Origin of the sequence: Paenibacillus sp. S28, assembly GCF_016624415.1 — a bacterium.
In the GTDB taxonomy this organism is placed as follows: Bacteria; Bacillota; Bacilli; order Paenibacillales; family Paenibacillaceae; genus Paenibacillus_AQ; species Paenibacillus_AQ favisporus.
Genome location: NZ_JACVTM010000001.1, coordinates 959,158 through 977,573, shown reverse-complemented (window position 1 = coordinate 977,573; position 18,416 = coordinate 959,158). Strand labels below are relative to the sequence as shown.

The 18,416-nt window shown below is 51.2% G+C and carries 14 protein-coding genes and 1 riboswitch; of the genes, 1 reads left to right on the top strand and 13 read right to left on the bottom strand.

The genetic code is table 11. The features are described 5' to 3' along the window. Positions 1-496: 496 nt before the first annotated feature. The gene (gene ahlS / locus IAE55_RS04095; RefSeq protein ID WP_200630996.1) at positions 497-1,345 is read right to left on the bottom strand and encodes an AhlS family quorum-quenching N-acyl homoserine lactonase; all 849 of its coding nucleotides are present in this window, start codon (positions 1,343-1,345) and stop codon (positions 497-499) included. 231 nt (positions 1,346-1,576) lie between these two features. On the opposite strand from ahlS, the gene IAE55_RS04090 reads away from it, so the two are divergent. After that, positions 1,577-1,987: a winged helix-turn-helix transcriptional regulator gene (locus tag IAE55_RS04090; RefSeq protein ID WP_234489266.1), complete on the top strand. Its 411-nt coding sequence runs from the start codon at positions 1,577-1,579 to the stop codon at positions 1,985-1,987. Positions 1,988-3,015: 1,028 nt separating this feature from the next. On the opposite strand, the gene xerS is transcribed toward IAE55_RS04090, so the two are convergent. The 12 genes from xerS to IAE55_RS04030 all read right to left on the bottom strand — a co-directional run bounded on the left by xerS (position 3,016) and on the right by IAE55_RS04030 (position 18,405). Further along, positions 3,016-4,086, bottom strand: a complete 1,071-nt coding sequence (xerS, locus tag IAE55_RS04085) for a tyrosine recombinase XerS (RefSeq protein ID WP_116230371.1) — start codon at positions 4,084-4,086, stop codon at positions 3,016-3,018. 477 nt (positions 4,087-4,563) lie between these two features. Continuing rightward, the gene (locus IAE55_RS04080; RefSeq protein WP_145164375.1) at positions 4,564-6,828 is read right to left on the bottom strand and encodes a glycoside hydrolase family 3 N-terminal domain-containing protein; all 2,265 of its coding nucleotides are present in this window, start codon (positions 6,826-6,828) and stop codon (positions 4,564-4,566) included. Between the two features lie 256 nt (positions 6,829-7,084). Beyond that, positions 7,085-8,908, bottom strand: a complete 1,824-nt coding sequence (locus IAE55_RS04075) for an APC family permease (protein ID WP_145164373.1) — start codon at positions 8,906-8,908, stop codon at positions 7,085-7,087. Between the two features lie 135 nt (positions 8,909-9,043). Then, a riboswitch (cyclic di-AMP (ydaO/yuaA leader) is annotated at positions 9,044-9,207 on the bottom strand. 205 nt (positions 9,208-9,412) lie between these two features. Next, the gene (locus tag IAE55_RS04070; RefSeq protein ID WP_200630994.1) at positions 9,413-10,444 is read right to left on the bottom strand and encodes a phosphotransferase enzyme family protein; all 1,032 of its coding nucleotides are present in this window, start codon (positions 10,442-10,444) and stop codon (positions 9,413-9,415) included. A 143-nt stretch (positions 10,445-10,587) separates the two neighbouring features. Then, positions 10,588-10,917 (bottom strand): hypothetical protein, encoded by a 330-nt coding sequence (locus IAE55_RS04065; RefSeq protein ID WP_145164369.1) that lies wholly within the window; start codon positions 10,915-10,917, stop codon positions 10,588-10,590. A 1-nt stretch (position 10,918) separates the two neighbouring features. After that, complete coding sequence (locus IAE55_RS04060) at positions 10,919-13,093, bottom strand: PrsW family glutamic-type intramembrane protease (RefSeq protein ID WP_145164367.1); 2,175 nt, start codon at positions 13,091-13,093, stop codon at positions 10,919-10,921. Positions 13,094-13,316: 223 nt separating this feature from the next. Then, on the bottom strand, positions 13,317-13,778 hold the full coding sequence (locus tag IAE55_RS04055; RefSeq protein ID WP_200630993.1) for a hypothetical protein: 462 nt from the start codon (positions 13,776-13,778) through the stop codon (positions 13,317-13,319). A gap of 396 nt (positions 13,779-14,174) precedes the next feature. Continuing rightward, entirely contained in the window at positions 14,175-14,414 is a 240-nt protein-coding gene (locus IAE55_RS04050; protein ID WP_145164363.1) for a hypothetical protein, read from the bottom strand. After that, positions 14,414-15,526 carry an oligopeptide/dipeptide ABC transporter ATP-binding protein gene (locus tag IAE55_RS04045; RefSeq protein ID WP_200630992.1) on the bottom strand — a complete coding sequence of 371 codons (1,113 nt, stop codon included), beginning with the start codon at positions 15,524-15,526 and terminating at the stop codon, positions 14,414-14,416. Before IAE55_RS04045 ends, IAE55_RS04050 begins: the two co-directional genes overlap by 1 nt. Continuing rightward, on the bottom strand, positions 15,523-16,521 hold the full coding sequence (locus IAE55_RS04040; RefSeq protein WP_145164361.1) for an ABC transporter ATP-binding protein: 999 nt from the start codon (positions 16,519-16,521) through the stop codon (positions 15,523-15,525). The genes IAE55_RS04045 and IAE55_RS04040 overlap by 4 nt, the downstream gene beginning before the upstream one ends. A gap of 24 nt (positions 16,522-16,545) precedes the next feature. Next, positions 16,546-17,400 carry an ABC transporter permease gene (locus IAE55_RS04035; RefSeq protein WP_145164359.1) on the bottom strand — a complete coding sequence of 285 codons (855 nt, stop codon included), beginning with the start codon at positions 17,398-17,400 and terminating at the stop codon, positions 16,546-16,548. Between the two features lie 3 nt (positions 17,401-17,403). Beyond that, positions 17,404-18,405, bottom strand: coding sequence for an ABC transporter permease (locus IAE55_RS04030; RefSeq protein ID WP_076165307.1), 1,002 nt, complete (start codon positions 18,403-18,405; stop codon positions 17,404-17,406). Positions 18,406-18,416 lie beyond the last annotated feature (11 nt).

The window sequence follows — 18,416 nt, the reverse complement described above, 5'->3', positions numbered from 1 at the left end:
ATTGGCTGTGTAAACAGCAACATCTCGAAAACGCAGCAGGTTCAACATGACGATGCTGTCCTCAATACCTCGTTGCATTTACCGCATCCCAGCGCGTTGTGTTAGTTCAATGTAACGAATAAATTCTAACTTAGTGTATATGCGGAATGCTAGATGAGCTTAAATTTGATTAGAAGTAGGCTGTGTCCGAGGCTTGCGAAAACGCGAAAGGTAAATTTAGTGGTAAAGATCGTACTAGTCTACAATTTTTATCAGCGGTAAGCCTTGGACGAGAAGATAAGTCCTGGACCACCGCTGTTTTTATTGTGTTATTGTTTCCCGTTAATTGAATAGTAGGTTACAATCTTCACTGGCGGTCGCACGGTTGTTGATCAGTCAATCGACGCTCTGCCATTAAGATAGCCGTTGCGGCTCTAATGTGCTATAGTATTTCAATATACATTAACATTTCAGGAACAAGCCTTCAGGTCTATTTTTCCGCTGTGCGAAAATTGAGTTATTCATAATATCCTTCAGTAGATTTTCTCAAAGTTTTAAATTGATCCATATCATGCCCGAACCACACTTGGGAATTCGTGCGGGTAGCCAATGTACGGATTTTCTCTACTGCATTTCGATAGCCGATCAAATCATAGATAATACCAGGCGGCTTGACCGGAGGACCAAAACTTTCCGCGGTATAAATGGCATCGGAAGCTAAAATGATTCCGCCGGTTTCTGGCATTTCGATCTGAAGACCTAACATTCCCCATGCATGACCGCTTCCGAAATTCAAGATTTTGATACCCTCCACCAGATCCAAATTGTCTTCTCCCGGTTTGATCGTTTTCCATTGCAGTTGGTTTTTGATCCAGGCGTCAATATCAGCCCACACATAGGCTCCTTCTTTTTCATTGCGAGCGTAGGTCTGCAGTGCTCCATTAAACTCATCCTCATGGACGATAATGGTCGCGTTTGTGAACAATTCGAGGCATCCAGCATGGTCCAGATGCAAGTGGGAGGCAACAACATACTTTATTTCCTCGGGTCTAACCGTAAGCTGCTCCAATCGGTTATGCAGGTAACATTCCTCGCTTGCCACCCATGGAGACGACAGTTGGGTCGATTGTGCCCATCGCCCTTGAGCGCCCATTGAGTTTGGATTGCAGGCTGTATCAAACAAGATTTTCCCCTCAGGATGATCAATTAATACTGTATAAATTGGGAACTCCACAAATTGTGTCTGGGCATTCGGATTATTAATTGTTGCTGGATTGTGCATGGAGATGATCCAATTTTTGTCCGTGCTCATTCGACCGTTATCCAATACATATAGCTTAGGATGCATTTTTATAATATTTGTCATGTTTATTACCCACCCATCGAAGTAATCCAGTACAAGGTAACCCCTTTTGGAAGCGCATCTTGTTGCTGTTGGAACACTCGGATTTGCCTTTAAGAAGTGTCTTTGCTATGGCAGATTTAGCTAAAGCGGCTCAGTACTGGTATAGACATACAGTAGTACAAAAAATAAAATGATATAAGTAGGCACTTTAAAGTGTCCAGGGAACTTCATAGGGCATAGGAGGGGAACTGTTTGGCACATTCATCAACAACTAAGCAATCTGATATTTCGTTATCCAATTGCGGCTATAGCAAAGTTCTTGACATTATCTCTAACAAGTGGTCAGCTCTTGTTATATATGCCATGGAAGACGGTAAAATCAGATATGGAGAAATGCTTCGGAGGGTGGAGGGGATATCTAAAAAAATGCTTACCCAGACGGTGCGCAAGCTGGAACGTGATGGAGTGGTTCAACGACACATTACTCCTACTATACCTCTAAGTGTCGAGTATTCACTAACAACATTAGGGGAAACATTGCTTCAGCCGATGAAAGAGTTAAGGCAGTGGGGAAGAGAAAATTACACTCAAGTTGTAGTGGCTCGAGTTAAGTATGACTCTGCTTATACACCTGGTTCACATGAATCCGGCAGCATAAATTGATGAACTTTACGTACATGAAATATCACGTCGTGGAGTCTTGTATATCAGCTAGGCCTTGGAAGACTCTTTGAAAAGGCTGAAAACGGAATTTTTCAATATACCTAACGGGCACCGCATAATCCGGGAATGCCGATGATTCTAGAAGGGGAGTCGTCATACGGGCCGAAGATTTATGCTATACTCATTAATTGAGCTTACCCTTTTTTATTTTGGGTAATCCTGGGTGATTCTATACCTTTTTTTGGGCGTCCAATGCTGTCTAAGGACAAGAACATAGTCCCATTGAAAGTCGCTATTTTAGCGGCTTTTTTGTTTTATCGGTACAAGTTCTTGTCCCGAGCCCAGGACAAGAACTTGTACCGATTGCCGTAATGGACAAGAACATGAGCCGATTACCGATAAGATAAGTATCTAACATCCATGTAATCTCATTAAGCTAACGGGCAGGATTGCGTGGTAGCACTTTAGATGTGGATGAGTGCATTTCTCCATATATCGGACAAGAATGTAAGAAGGTTTTACCATTTTTCCGATGAATACATGTAGAATCATGTGAAATTGGAGGGATATAAATGCTAAGTCCTTTAAATGGTACTTTTCCGACTGATAAAAAAATTGCCGGTGTACACAGCATACCAATTACCGAAGATGGCTCAATTGTTATGGTCTGGGATAAAAATGAGAAGGCAAGAAGTTGCCGGAACTGCAGGCGGTTTTGCTCATGGAGGGGAAGAAGCTGCCGGTGCTGATCGGCAGCTTCATTACGCTAACGGGCAGGATAGTTTAACTCTTCGGAGAAAAGCCAGAGTAGAAATTTGTTTTGTATGATAATTTCTTAATGCTCCAGCCGTCTTCATCGGTAACAGTCTTCCAGTGCATACATGAATCCTCAATGAGCCAGAGCTCCTGTTGATCCATTGCCGAGTGCGAAGACATATGTACAAAATACGAGTTTTGTGAAAAAGTACCAAAGAAACGGCCGGATGAACGGCCAATTTTTCTATTTTTATATATTCACACTACTCCAATCACTTATCCATATTGTTAACGGCTTTTCTCATCTCTTCATCCGTTAAATGCGTATAGATCATCGTCGTCTGGATCGATGAATGCCCCAGCTGGTTCTTCAGCCTCGGTACGTCGTTGTTCTCCAGGTGGTAGCGGGTAGCGAAGGAATGTCTCAAGGAATGCACCGTCAGTGCCGGTTTACCAAACGCTGCAGCATATTTTTCGATCAGCTTTTCAATCGATCTTGGTGTTAACCGCCGGCTTTTGCCTTTGCGGCCGATTGGCGCTGCTATAAATAAGTAATTTTCCGATTTTTCCGGTACATATCGCGTTTCCCGGATTTTTAAGTAGCTTTCCAGGTCTAATAAGGCTTGCTGGCTAAAATATACATATTGTTCTTTGTTGCCTTTACGCAGCACGCGCACTTGGCCTTTGTTCATATCCAAATCCTCAATATTGATTCCCGCTACCTCGGATAAACGCAGTCCTGACCCGAGGATCAGCGATACGATGGCCGTATCCCGCTCACGGTTAAATTCGTGGAACCGGACCATACGTTTGTTGCTTTTGTTCAGTTCACCGAAATCATGTGCCACAAACTGCCGGAACTTCTCAAAATCGTCTTCACGCAAAATTTTGCCCTCAATGCGGTTCGCCACGGTTTCTTGGCTTTCCTTAATGGAATTAAAGTCGATCTTGGCCATCACATTTCGTTGAATATACGGCTTGAGATCAGACGTTTCAGCCTTGTTTTGCAGGTAATCAAACAACGACTTTAACGCCGACAATTTCCGGTTGATCGTGTATTTGTTATTGCCCAGCTGATACTCCAGAAATGACAGAAAATTTTCGACTTCGCGCACGGTCAGTGATTCCAGAACATTCAATTCAATGTCTTTACGATCATCCGCAGCCAGTTTCTCAGCCACAAGCCAATCAAAAAAGATGAGGTAATCGTGGCAGTAATTCAGCAGCGTCGTGTGCGACAGCTTGCGTTTGCGGCTATCGATATATTCGGTCACGTACCAAGGAAGCTCCGCACATTTATCGTCAACGCGTTTCATGTAATGCAGCTTCGTGTTTTTATCCATTTATTGCTAAACCTCCTTATGTACAGAATAACTTATATATATTTATTCGTCAAATTATTATTTTACGTAATTATAAATTATAAAGATGGCCTTATAGATTCATCTATTCATTATTCATCTTAGTTACTATTCAGTATGCGGCGCTTATTCCATCATCCTCTATATACCAAGCTCCAAAAAGCTCCGCGATAACATACTTATTATCATTACGAATGATCTTCATTGTGCATTAGTGTTAGTGTCAGTTGGCTTAGCTTATCAATTTATATATTAGCCAATTATAGATTTGCACCGCTGATATTCATGGACAGCAACTCCATCTAAATCGTTCTTATAATAATGCGCCTGATCATTTATTTCCGTCTATTTAAAAAGCACAATAAAACCGCGCTTATGCGCGGCTATTATTGCTAAGTTGTTCTTATTGACCCAACCACTTAAACCCGGTTAGGTCAATAACCACCATCTTGATCATAATTACTTAATTGTCACCGGCAGCACCCCGCCGGCCTTCAGTTGGCCTAGCAGCACTTTGATCCCGGCGGCTGTATTTGGCTCCTGCTTACCGTAAACTGCGATTCCCGAACGCATGTTCTGGATATAGATCGTCTCATATGGATTGCCCAGCGATAACAGCGTATAACGCTTGTTACGTTGGTTCATCTCATCGATCAACGTTTGATCATCGGCCCAGCCAAACTGACTGGCCACGTTACGGAACTGATATGAAGCCAGGATGACGTAATCTGCTTGATCCACCACCTGAAGCGCCTCATTCGTTTTTCCTTGCCCGACTAGGGCTGTTACTGTTTTCAGCGATAGGTTATTTGCGGCTTGCTTCAGCTGTCTCTCGAGCTGCTTAGCCTGCTCCTCGTCGGCTGCGACAATCGCAACCCGATCGCCTTGACGAATTTGATCCGGCTGCGCACCGTCACGGCCGGCTAACAAGGTGACCGCTCGTTCTGCGATTTCCCGCTCCACTGTGCGATGCTTCTCGGAACCAATGACACCGTTAAGCGCGGCCAATTGCTGCGTAAGGCTTTCGCTGCGGTCAAACAATCCGTATTTCGCTTTCAGCTCCAAAATCCGTTTCACTGACGAATGGATGGTTTCGATCGGTATCGCCCCGCTCTTCACCGCGGTCACCAGCGTTTGGTGCGCGGCTGTCGGATCTTGCGGCATGAGAATGATATCCACACCTGCGGAAACGGCACGCACCACCGCTTGATTTTCGCCAAAATGCTCCGCGATTGCATTCATCGTGAAGGCATCGGAAATGATGACGCCTTTGTATCCAAGCTCCCCTCGGAGCAGTCCGGTCAGTACCTTCTTGGATAACGTAGCAGGAATCGGTACGCTGCTTCCGTCCTTGAGCGATGTGACGTGATCGTTATCTACTGCTGGAAATGCAATATGTGCGGTCATGATCATCTCAACTCCGTTATCGATGGCTGCCCGAAACGGTTTGAGCTCCACCGCTTCGAGCCTCTCCCGATCATGCGAAAGCACCGGCATTCCCAAATGGGAGTCTACAACCGTATCGCCATGGCCGGGAAAATGCTTGACCGCCGCGATCACTCCCGATTGCCGCAGTCCTTGGATTTCTGCGAGACCCAGTCGTGTCACCAAATCCGGATCCGAGCTAAACGACCGCATTCCGATAATCGGATTATCCGGATTGCTGTTAATGTCGAGCACCGGCGCAAAATTGACCTGCAGCCCGAGTGCCGTTAGCTCCTCCCCGGTCAGCCGTCCGGCAGCTTCGGCGAGCGTTGTATCTCCGGTTGCACCCAGCGCCATTTGACCCGGCAGATTCGTACCTCCGGGGATTCGTTTAACGACGCCGCCTTCCTGGTCGATGCCAAGGAACAGCGGAATGTCGCCTGCCTCCATCTGCAGATCATGCGTCAGAGTGGTGACCTGCCGAGCATCTACGATATTTTTATCGAAAAGAATAAGTCCGCCCAAATCCTGATCATGGATGCTGCGTTTGACTCCTTCATTGACCGTAGTCGTCACTTGCCCGTTCCATTGCCTGATGTCAGGCATGAGCATTTGGCCGACCTGCTCGCTGACCGTCATGTAGGACATCAGCTTATCCCAATCCTGTGCCTGAATGGCTCCTTGACGTTCGAAGCGAATGACCCGCGACATAAATACAGCAAACTCCGCTCGCGTCACAGATCGGTCCGGACGAAAGGTGCCATCTGAATATCCGCCGATCAATCCGTTGGAGCTCATCATGAGAATAGGCGCTGCCGCCCAATGCTTTGCTGTATCCGTCAATGTTACAGGTTTCTGGCCTTTTACGAGTGAATAGGCCCGTGTAAGAAATGCTGCCGTCTCGGCACGGCTCATCGGTGCATCCGGATGGAATGTGCTGTCAGGAAACCCGCTGGCCAGCCCATGTTTAGCGGCAATGGCAATTTCAAGATAAAAAGGATGGTTCTTAGGCACATCTGTGTAGGTCATGCCGCCGTCCGCTTCTCGCTGCAGCTCCTGCGGATAAAGCTCCCGCACCATGAAAGTAACGGCCTGCGCTCTTGTGACTTGCCTTTCAGGCATAAATTTCCCATTGCCATATCCGGCGACGGTTCCCCGTTCGGCCATATAGGTGATGCCGTCTTCCGCCCACTTCGAGTGCTGCAGATCGCTAAATCGTTCTTCCGCAGCTGCGCTTCCTGCCCATACGAGCACAGAACCGAGTACGGCACCGAATATCGTTATTAGTTTCACATTCATCTGTTCCACCCCTGTTGCTGTTCTATATACGTTGATTAGACGCGCTTGATGTACCGTTTGTTGCGTTCATGCTCTCACACCCGACACATCATGAAAAATGGATTGCCTCCTCTACAGGAAAAAAACGTTACCCTCAAGACACGATTCCTAAGGAATTACTCTTTCCCTTCTATATATCCGCTGCTTTTACGCAAAAAAAAGACCGCCTGCACAGATGCCGGGGCCTGATTACGAATGGTTTGAACCATCTGAATCGCTATTTTTTTAAATGATACGGTACCGTCGTCACAACAACATCTTTGCGGAATAAAAGATAAGTCCGGATCATCAAACTCGTCTGGTTGTGCAGCAGATTGTGCCAGCTCCGCTTTGGAATAAACTGCGGAATGATCACCGTGACCTGGTAGTTGGATTCGCTGGCTTTCCGGTGCACCGTATCGATAAATTTGCTAAGCGGATGAATAATGCTCCGGTACGGAGAATGCAGTGTCACAAGGCGCACGTCAGGCCGCCATCTATGCCATTTTTCCTCAAACCGGTTCTCTTCTTCCCGTTCAAACGGAATATATACCGCAATGATCTGATCCGCCGCGAGCGACTGCGCATAATTCAGGGAATGCTCCACGACATGCGTAATGCCCGAAACGGGGAGAATGATCACATTGCCTTCAATCGGTACCGCCGGCTCACACGTCGACAGCCGCAGCTGCTCGCCAACCGCCTCATAATGCTTCTTGATCCGGTGGAACAGATACACGATCAGCGGCAAAAAGATCAGTACCGGCCAGATCTGCGCAAACTTGGTTGCGAAGAACATCACCGACACCGTGAAGCTGATCAACGCGCCAATCGTATTGATGACGAGCTTCGTTACCCAACCCTGCGGTTTTTCCCGGATCCACTTGACGATCATCCCCGTTTGCGAGAGCGTGAAAGGGATAAATACCCCTACCGCGTACAGTGGGATCAAATGTTCCGTCTGTCCGTGGAAGGCGACGATCAGCACGATAGACAGTAGCCCAAGGATGATGATTCCGTTCGAATATCCCAAACGGTCACCGCGGACAGTAAACATCCGGGGAATAAACCGGTCTTTGGCTAAATTGACCGCCAGCAGCGGAAACGCCGAATATCCGGTATTGGCCGCCAGGATCAAGATCAGTGCCGTCGTGCCCTGGATGAAAAAGTACATAAAATTCCGTCCGAACGTCTGATTGGCAATCTGGGATACGACCGTCTCCTGGGGATTTGGGGATATGCCCAAATAATAAGCAAGAAATACGATGCCCGAGAAGAGTACAGCCAGCAGAATCCCCATAGCCATCAAGGTTTTGGCCGCATTGTTCGGGGCCGGATCCTTGAAGTTCGGGATGGCGTTCGAGATCGCTTCGACCCCGGTCAGGGCGGAGCTGCCCGAGGCAAAAGCTTTTAAGAGCAGGAACAGGCTGATCCCCGCCACCGGCGTCCCGACCGGCGAATGCAAATGCGGTGAAACGTGGCCGGTCACGATGTTGTACATACCGACGCCGATCAAAATGAACAGCGCGAAGGCGAACAGATACACCGGATAAGCCAGGATGGAGGCCGACTCGGTGACGCCCCGCAAATTCAGAAGCGTAATGAGGATGACGAAGGTGACGGCAATCCCCACCGTATGCTCATGCAGCGCAGGAAACGCCGAAGTCAGCGCGTCCGTGCCAGCCGAAACGCTGACCGCAACAGTCAAAATGTAATCTACCAGCAGCGATCCGCCGGCCACCAGCCCGGGATAGATTCCCAGATTCTGTTTGGAGACGACGTAAGCACCGCCGCCATGCGGATAAGCGAAGATGATCTGCCGGTAGGATAAAATGAGTGCAGCCAGCAAAATCAGTACGCCGATTCCGATCGGTATCGAATACCAGAACGCCGCCGTGCTGACCGTGACCAGAACCAGCAAAATTTGCTCCGGCCCATACGCTACGGACGACAGCGCATCGGAGGATAGAATGGCCAAAGCTTTTTTCTTATTCAGTTTTTGTTCTCCCAATTCGGTAGACTTCAGCGGACGTCCGATCAGAAGTCTTTTCAATGCTGCCATAAAATGTTTGTCACCGCCAATGTTAGAGTTGGAATGCTCATGATGTACCCGTTAGACACGTGCTCAACCCTTTTTGGGCACAACAAAAAAAGCCGCAGGAAAGCTGGACCTTCCCGTGGCTTTACGCGCACGACAAATCCCTCTTTCATAACGCTTACGAGGTTAGCTGACGGATTCGGGACCGAAAGTATCCCTACACTCAATAAATGAACATCAAGTGATTCACCCCTGGGACGAAGGTTTAACTTCATCCCTTTGGTTCCCCCGCTCCTGATTTCAGAATTCAGCGATCAAGGAGTATTACGTTTCAGGTTCACAAGTTCACGATTACGAATTGAATCTTACTCCTTCCGGATGCCAGCTGTAAAGAAGCAAACGGTTTGAGATACGTATGAAAAAATTCAAAAGAACTTCATGTCAACGCTTACATTGGCGGCAATCTATTAATTTCTGGCTGTAGCTGTGCATATCGCTTGTTTACGCTATTAAATTCATATCGGGCTTCTAAATATTTCGATTCGCCGCATTCCTCAGCGAAGCCTCTACGGTATCCAGTCGGTTCAAGCAGTGATGACGGACCATTTCGAGGTCGTTATCCAGCTGATCCGGCTCCAGGTTGCGATGCAAAATATTCATACACCAATGGGTAAGGTTCCTCAAATGATGGCGGTATGCATAATAACGCAGTAAATCAAGGTTCAGCTCCATCTGTTGTCCTAGTTCCTGCTCATACCCTGTGAGAAAATGATCCAGTCCGTCCCCGATATACCCCACGATATCCAGCTCTGGTGGCGCAAGCATGGCCGCTTCCCAGTCCAGGACGACAAGCCTGCCGTCTGCGGTCTCCATCAGATTCCCTCCCCACAGATCACCGTGACAGAGCACATTGGGGGCCGGATCAAGCACGAGAGGTTCACGAACCTCTGTCATCTGGTGCAGCAGCTCGGTTATGCGCGTTTGCTGAGGGATAACAAGCTCACGCAGCAGCTGGCTAGCGGGGCTTGCACCGGGCTGAAGATGCTCAAGCTGCTGCAGGCATTGGGTCAAATGTTCGGAAAAGGAGACATCATATGTTTCACTCGAAAGGCTGGAAGCGGTAGTGAAGGGAGTTAACTGCCGAATCCGCGCAGCCAGCCGTCCAATACGCTCCAAGTTAGGCTTGGAAAACGGGTAAGCCTCAGCCCAGGTCTCCCCTTCTATAAATTGAAAGAGTACCGCGGTACAGCCGGAGAGGGAAAGCAGAAAAGCGCCGCTTGAGGTTCGGTACGGACAGGGCAGCTCCACAAATCGGCCGGTCTGATGCAATTCCCACATAAACGGCACATAACGGTTGCAGCGAAGGATGCCTTGGCGGTGGCTGTCATTGCCATGGTCAAACAGTTTCATATAGTATCGCATCCCGTTTTCTCCCACCACCCGGTAAGAATAGGCCGAATCTCCATAAGGGATAAAAATAAGCCTCCGGGCAGCGATTCCGTAAGCTTCGTTCAAGTGATGCACAAAAACCCCTTCGTCCATTCGATAAGACTGCCTCAATTCATTCTCCCCTTTCCTATTTCATCGCGTAGCGCGGATAAAAGCAATCAAGCCCGGTGTCTGTGTAACCCGGACTTGATCGCAATGGCCTCTTATGAGATTAAAACAATCTTTCATTCATTCACCAATGTTAACAGGCAATGTTAACCGATGTAGACAACCGCACCGCTGCGCCTGTACGCTTTCGGCAGTTCCGTCTCAAGCAGCTCGAGCCTGCGTAACATGTGGTCGAGGTCGTCCCCATGCATGTGGCTTCGCGCCCATTCTTTAAGCTGGGACACTTCGCCCAAGACAGCCGGGATGTCCTCGGACTCTACGTCCGTACCGTCCTGGAAAAGTGCGACCCACTGCAAGTTCAACTCTTCCACCGCCGGCACCCAATATTTCTGGAAAAAGGATTCCGTCGCCACCGGAAGCATAAAGGACCGTTCAAATTCGTCCTCCGGGTCCACAATAATTGCGCTAATTGACATGTTATTCCACCACCCCAAATCGAATGTTGAACGTGTAATCCGGAAACTCCTGGCGAAGCTTATTCAAACTGTTCTCCGCGGCCGCCCGCAGAGCCGGCGAGTCCCCGTCCAGCTGAAACTCGAAATGCCGGATTCCTTTAATTTGCTCCAGCGTCGGGATTTCCGCCGTTCCATCAGGCGTTGTTCGCGTCCCAACCGCCTTCTGCATCAGGTTGTTGATCCGCACCTTCGTTTTCTGGTACAACTGCTTATCTGTAAATTGCTGCGGCGTCTGCTGCGGCTTGCCCGTTTTTGGATGGATGCGGTCGAGCCCTTGCGCCGACTTGGCTTCATAGAAGATGCCCTTCTCCAAATCGACGCCGTCAAACTCCCCAAGCGCTCCGTTCTTAGCATCGTGGAGCTCTACCCCACGGTACTTCGCTTTGCTCCAATGCACATAATCGTCCCCATCGTTCTTCGGCGGCTGCTCCTCGGGATCTTTCTCCTTCTTTGGCGGTGGATCCTCCCCATCCGGCTTATGCGGCTTCTTGGGCAGGTCGGGTTCCGGCTTCGGCTCCTTTCGCCGTTTAAGCAGCTTCTCCAGCCAATCCTTCAGCCTGCTGCCGCCCTTCTTACCGAAGCGTTCGGCCAGCCTGCCGAACGGAACCCGGCTCAGCGCCAGCGCAAGCAGCGTAGAGATCGCATTTTCGGGGGTGAGCAGCCTTTTCGGATCGCGGATATCCTTGGCGATTTCGTGGCCGCTCGCCGGTATGCTCGCTGCTGTTAAGGCAATACCGAGCGCGGGCCAGAAGCTGACGAACATCAAGGACAAAGCGAACGCCCCGAGCACGATGGCGCTTTTTTCCCAAAAACCGAGGCGGTCCCACCAGTTCTGCAGCGAATCAAACATGCATGAGAAGCAAGCCGGATCGGCGGGATGGACGTGCGCCTGGAAATAAGCGGCGAAGCCCGCCAGCCCGGCGATCACCAGCAGGACCGCGGTTACACCGGCGGCTGCACGGAAGTGCTTCAGCATCCTCGTCTGCAGGTCACCCTGCAGCGCGGCGGCTTCCTGATTGCCGTATAGGAGCGAGAAGCCCAGCTCCCTGCGTTCCCGGGTCCAGGACATGACGCTCGCCAACCGTTCCCTGCGGGTCAATAGAGACTCCAGCATATACCACAGCTCTGACACCGGGTTGATCCATCCTTCGCCTTCCATTCTCGGCAGCCGGCTTTTCACCCGATTCAACGAGACGTAATCCAGGACGAGCCCAATCGCGAGCATCAGGAGGAACACGCCTTTCGTCCGGTACCCGCTGCCGGTCAGGTCGCTGATTTTCATAAACCAGTCCGGCAGTGAGCCCTGACCGTTATAAGCAGCATGATCGATGATCGACCAGACGAGCAGCAGTGCCGGCAGGGCGAAGATGGCGGCCTTCAGCCGCTTGCGGTACCGTACGGCCAAACCAAGCCCCAGGGCGACCATGCCGGTGTGCACAGGATGACTGACCGACATGATGGTCGGAAAGATGCTTTCTTCAAACCGGCCGGGGAACAGCGTCCAAAAATCCCAATGGATCGTTTCCCCTCCAAGCATCGTCACACTGTAGCCGTACGTCCGCCCGATGATGCCGGAGTTCAGCCAGCGGCGCGTCAGCTCTTCCATCAATTGAAATCCCACACCCGCCCCGGCTCCGGCCAGCGTATAATCGGCAAGGCTCATGGAAGAGGCGCGCCGTGAAAAGAGCAGAAACAGACCGAGCGGCAGCAGCTTCCACACTTCCTCGAAGATCGGGGTCAGGACGGCCTGGGACCAGGTGTCCCGCGTATCTCCGCCAAACAGGCCGTGAGCCGCGAGCAGCGTCAGCGCCGTGACCGGGATGACGAGAAAGATGCCCAGCAGCATAAACATGGCTGCCTGCTTCCAAGTAAATGTTTTGCTCCGGCAAAGAAACCAAAACTGCAGCATGACATAAAAAGACCATAAATACTGAACGAGCATTGTGCGTGAATCCCGGTACAGGAACAGGCCAAGGATAAAAAACAATAAGGATATCCAGCACCATATCGTATATAAGGTTTTGAGCCAGGGGAGGCGCCGGAGCGTTTCCTGCACCCACCGATACACCCCTTCGGCGATATCCCTGATTCCGTTTCGGATGTTCCAGATCGTATCCGTTTCAATCTCCTCCTTCATGGCATCACCCTGATTCTGAGGGGCTGTCCTGACAAGAGCTGTGAAGATATAAGATCCGCTTCCTCCCCAATATACCTCATATTCGTCTAGGGTTGGGCAGTGAATATGGGGATGCAAACCAAAACTGGACCATTTTCCCCCTCCAAGGGGACTAAGGTCAGCCGAAAGACCGCCGCTAACCGGCACGAGTGGTGCATAGCTCCTATAATCAATCCGCCCCTGTTCACTCGTTTCTGAAGATCTGCAGGACCGTGTCCGAAATAACCTGCTCCGGGACGTCCCCGTGCAGCGTATACAGAAAATCATCCTTCACGAAACGATACACCACTTTCTCCGTTTGGTCATCGCGAAGCTCCTTCGTGGATGGAACGGCTTTCTGGTGAGACAGAACCGGATAAGGGGACGGACCACGCAGCCGGGTGACGGACAAACGTAATCCATTCGGGTAACGGATTCGAATCTCCGGTTCCATAAATTTATCGTCATATACCTGGACTGAGCGAATCTGATCTTCATCCGGAAAACGAAGCTCGCTTCGAAGAAGCACCCTCGCGTCTTGCATCGTACTTGGGCGAAGGTTTCGGTCCAAAAAATGTCCTGCACTCAAAATCATCAGTACGACCAAGGCTGTAACAGACATTGCACTGATCAGTATAAAAAGAAGCTGTCTGCTTTCCTTTTCCAAATTCCTGCTCCTTCCCCAAACGGTTTGAATATACGTGTGTATATTAACGACGCGAGAACACAGGCAAGGGTTACGGGGGTTAACCCGATACGAAATATAAATTTAATTAAGTTGGACGCGGTTACTCCTGGAGGATCAGTTACATAGGATTTCAACTTGATATTAACCTGTACATGCGGGGCAAGACTCTGCCGGGTCATGGCGGATCGATACTTATTAATGAGATTTATAATTAATGTGATTAAATAAAAAATGTAACACCCTCTTTTTCCTTTAACATCGTGCTTATGAAACCGAAAAGCACGCTCCCCACAGCGGGAATCGTGCTTTTTAAGGGTGATTCGGTAATTAATTCATGCCATTAATCATTGGGTGTCCGTCCTTTAGTTCCGAAAGTCATTTCCCATCGGGCTCCTGCGCCTCTTCCAACCTGCGGCGCTTGGCATCCCGCATTTTACGCCAGACGGAAACGAGAATGATGCAGCCGGAGAGAATGATATTGATCCAGACCGACAGAACAACCACTACATACGGCCCGGAGCCGGGCTTTACCGCCGACAGGGAGACGAAACAGAGCAGCAGCAGGACTAGTGACATCGAAAGAACGATTCTGGACAGGGCTCCGAAGTCGCCCATCACACGCTTTTGATGGCGCCGATGTCAGCCATCTTGCGCTGCCACAGCTCATGCGCCTCCTCCGCGTAATGACAAGCCGTCTGCTCCGAGCCCACCAAGCGGAGCTGGGGCTCTTCCGAGGAGCAGCGGTCCGTGGCCATCGGGCACCGCGGATGGAAGCGGCAGCCAGACGGCGGTTTGGCCGCGTTCGGCATCTCCAGACTGCGCAGTGGCAGATCCGCCATCGCTTTGGCGATTTCGGGATCGGGCGTCGGAACGGCGGACAGCAGCGCCTGCAAATAAGGATGCTTCGGATGGCTGAGGACATCGTTGACCCCGCCAAGCTCCATCACACGTCCGAGATACATGACGGCCATGCGGCCCCTTCCGGCGATATAGCGTGCCGTTGCCAGGTCGTGCGTAATATAGATGATGGCAATGTCCAGCTTGCGGTTCAGCTCTGACATCAGGTTCAGGATCGAGATGCGAAGCGACACGTCGATCATGGAGACGGGCTCGTCGGCCACGATGATCTTCGGATTCAGCGAGATGGCGCGGGCCATCAGAATCCGCTGGCGCTGGCCGCCTGACAGCTGGTGCGGGTATTTATCGAGGAAGCGTTCCGGCGGCGTCAGGCCGACGGTCTGCAGCAGCTCGATGACCCGCGCCCGGGCCGCCTTGCGGCCGCGGACGATTTTACGCTGCAAGATGGGGGCCGACAGCGACTGGTAAATGGTCCGCATCGGATTCAGCGCGGCATAGGAATCCTGCTGCACCAGCTGAACGTCGCCGCGGAATTGGTTCGCCTTCTCGCCGCTGAGCTTCGTTACCTCCTGCCCCTTGTACAGCACCTTGCCTGAAGTCGGCTTCTGCAGGCCCGTGATGATGCTGCCGAGCGTCGTCTTTCCGCATCCGCTCTCGCCAACCAGTGCAATGATTTCGCCGGGATGAATATCCAGGCTGACATCGACGACGGCGCCCACTTTCTGAGGGGGACCAAACATGCCCTGGTTTCGTTCAAAGTACATGCTTACGCTATCGAGCCGCATGAGCACATCGGAACTCTCCGTTCTGGCCGCTTCCCGCAGCCGCTGTCTGGGCTCCACCTCAAATTCGATATTTCTGGCATTCATGACGTACGCACCTCCGCAACCGACTCGGGATTCGGGTATAAATGACAAGCGACTTCATGCCCGGCGGGCGTATATACCTTGACCGGGTTCTGTTCCTTGCATTTCGCATGCGCATACTCGCAGCGCGGGTGAAACGGACATCCCGGCGGCATGTTGAGCAGATCCGGCGGTGATCCGGGGATCCCCTTCCGTTCCGACACGTCTTCATACAAGCTCGGAACAGCTTTCATAAGCTTCGCGGTATAAGGGTGCTTCGGCCGCTTGAACATATCGTAGACGTCGCCGGCTTCGACGACGTTGCCTGCATACATCACGCCGACCCGGTCGGCGGCTTTGGCGACGACGCCGATATCGTGGGTTAGGAGCAGCATGGTAATATTCATGTCTTTGTGGATCTTTTTCAAAATATCGAATATATAAGCTTGAGTGATCACGTCCAGCGCAGTCGTCGGTTCATCGAGGATGACGAGCTGCGGATCGAGCAGCAGGCTGAAGGCGATCATGACCCGCTGCTTCATCCCGCCCGAGAGCTCATGGGGGAACGAATTCAGTACCCGGTCCGGATCAAGCCGGACATAATCGAGCAGATTCCGCGCTTTATCCACCATCTGCTTTTCCGTATACGATTTGGAATGGGCTCGAAACGTCTCAATGATCTGATCCTTGATTCGGGCGACGGGATTAAGCGCGTTCTGCGCGGCCTGAAACACCATCGACACTTGCTCCCATTTATAAGCCTGCAGTTCTTTTTTACTCAGGCTCATCACATCGCGGCCATCAAACGTAATCGATCCGCCGGCAACGCGTCCGGGAACCGAAATCGCCCGCATGATGGCGGATGCCATCGTGGATTTGCCGCTTCCGCTCTCCCCGACCAGGGCCGTGATCTGTCCCTTGGGGATGACAAAATCGGCTTCATTGACGGCCCGCAGCAGTCCTGCGCGCATCGGGAATTCGATCGTCAGCCCCCTCACTTCCACCAATGGTTCCATCATTTTCTCCTCCTTCATCGCCGGCCCTTACGATCTCAGTCTCGGATTCAGCGCCTCTTCCAGCCCGTTGCTGAAAAAGATGCAGGCCATTTGGAACAGCCCCAGGCACATGATCGGCGAGATCAGATAGATATAGCCTTTGGGGTTGAAGATGCCGCCGGTGTTCTGTACGGCCAGCTGGATCATCATCCCCCAGTTGGTCGGGGAATATGGAGCAAGACCGAGCATCATCAGACCGACGCTGGCAACGATGGCCCCTTGGGCCGCCATAATAAAGTTGATCGCCAGATACGGCGTCAGGTTCGGAAGAATCTCCCGGAACAAGATATAGGGCGTTTTCAGGCCCATAATCCGGCAGGCGATAATAAATTCGCGGTTTTTCAACGACAGCAGCTGGGACCGAATTGCCCTTGCGAGCGGCGCCCATGACCATGCCGCCAGTATAAAGGAGAACATGATCGGATTCTTGATTTGCACGAGCGCGGCGACGATCATCAGCACGGGAAAGCTCGGAACGGTCAGAAATAGGTTGGTGATGAACATCAGCACCGTGTCTGTTTTGCCTCCGACAAAGCCGGATACCGCCCCAATCACGAATCCGAGCACCAGCGTAAACAGGGCGGCGAACAGCCCGATCGACAGCACGTCCCGTGAACCGTATACCAGCTGCAGGAATGTATCCCTGCCGCCGTAGTCGGTGCCAAGCCAGTGGGCGAAGGACGGGCTCTTATACCGGCCGTCGAAGTTGACGGTCATGTCCAGCGAGGCCATCATGGGCCCGAAGATGGCCATAAAGATGAAGATTGCCAGGATGATCATACCTGAGAACGCTTTCTTATTGCGGTACATCGTCTGCCAGAAATCGATAAATCCTTGACTCATCCGTCAGCCCTCCTCCAGCTTGACGCGCGGATCCAGCTTGGCATAAATGAGGTCCGAGGCCAGGTTGGCCAGAATGACCGCGATGCTGGTCACGAGCAGCAAGCCCTGCATCAAAGTATAGTCGCGCTGCTGTGTTGCCTGCCCGATGTAATAGCCCATACCGGGATAACTGAACACATTTTCGATCAGCGGCGATCCGCCGAGCATAAAGCCGAAATTGACGGCCAGCGTCGTAATCAGCGGCAGCATGGCGTTGCGCTTGACGTAACGGCTCATCAGCGTCCGTTCGGAGACCCCGCGGATGCTGGCGGCGACGATATAATCCTCACCCAGCACATTGACCGCGCTCCCCTTCATCGTCAGCGCCCATGTGCCAATCGTCGTAATGACGTAGGTCAGAATCGGCAGCGCGCCGTGATACAGAACGTTTAGGATGAACGGAAGGTTGAAGCCGGGCTCCACGATCGGGTCATAAGCCCCGTTGACCGGGAACCAGCCGAATTGAAAGGCAAAAATAACAAGCAGCAGGATGCCGACGATAAAGTTAGGCACCGAGGACGTCAGGATCGCATAGATCGAGATGATCGGATCCAGGACCGTCTTGCGCTTGAACGCCATCATGGCGCCAAGGTTAATGCCGATCAAGAAGCTGATAACGAGCGACACGCTGAGCACAAACAGCGTCCATGGCAGCGCGTTGGCGATAATTTCGTTCACCGAAACGTTCTGATAGATCATGGACATGCCCAGATTGCCGTGCAGCAGTCCTCCCAGGTACCGTCCCAGCTGGGTGAAGATCGGCTCCTTCGGATTATAATTGATCATGGCCGTAATCTGGCGGTACGCTTCCTCGAGACTCATCCCGCGCTGAGTGGCAAAATCCCTCGCCCACGTATCGATCGCACTGCCGGGCGTCATCCGCAGCAGGAAAAACGTAAGCAGCATCGCGAGGAAGACCGTGATCAGGGAAACACCGATTCTTTTTAAGACCCCTTTCAGGCTCATTCCTGTCACCT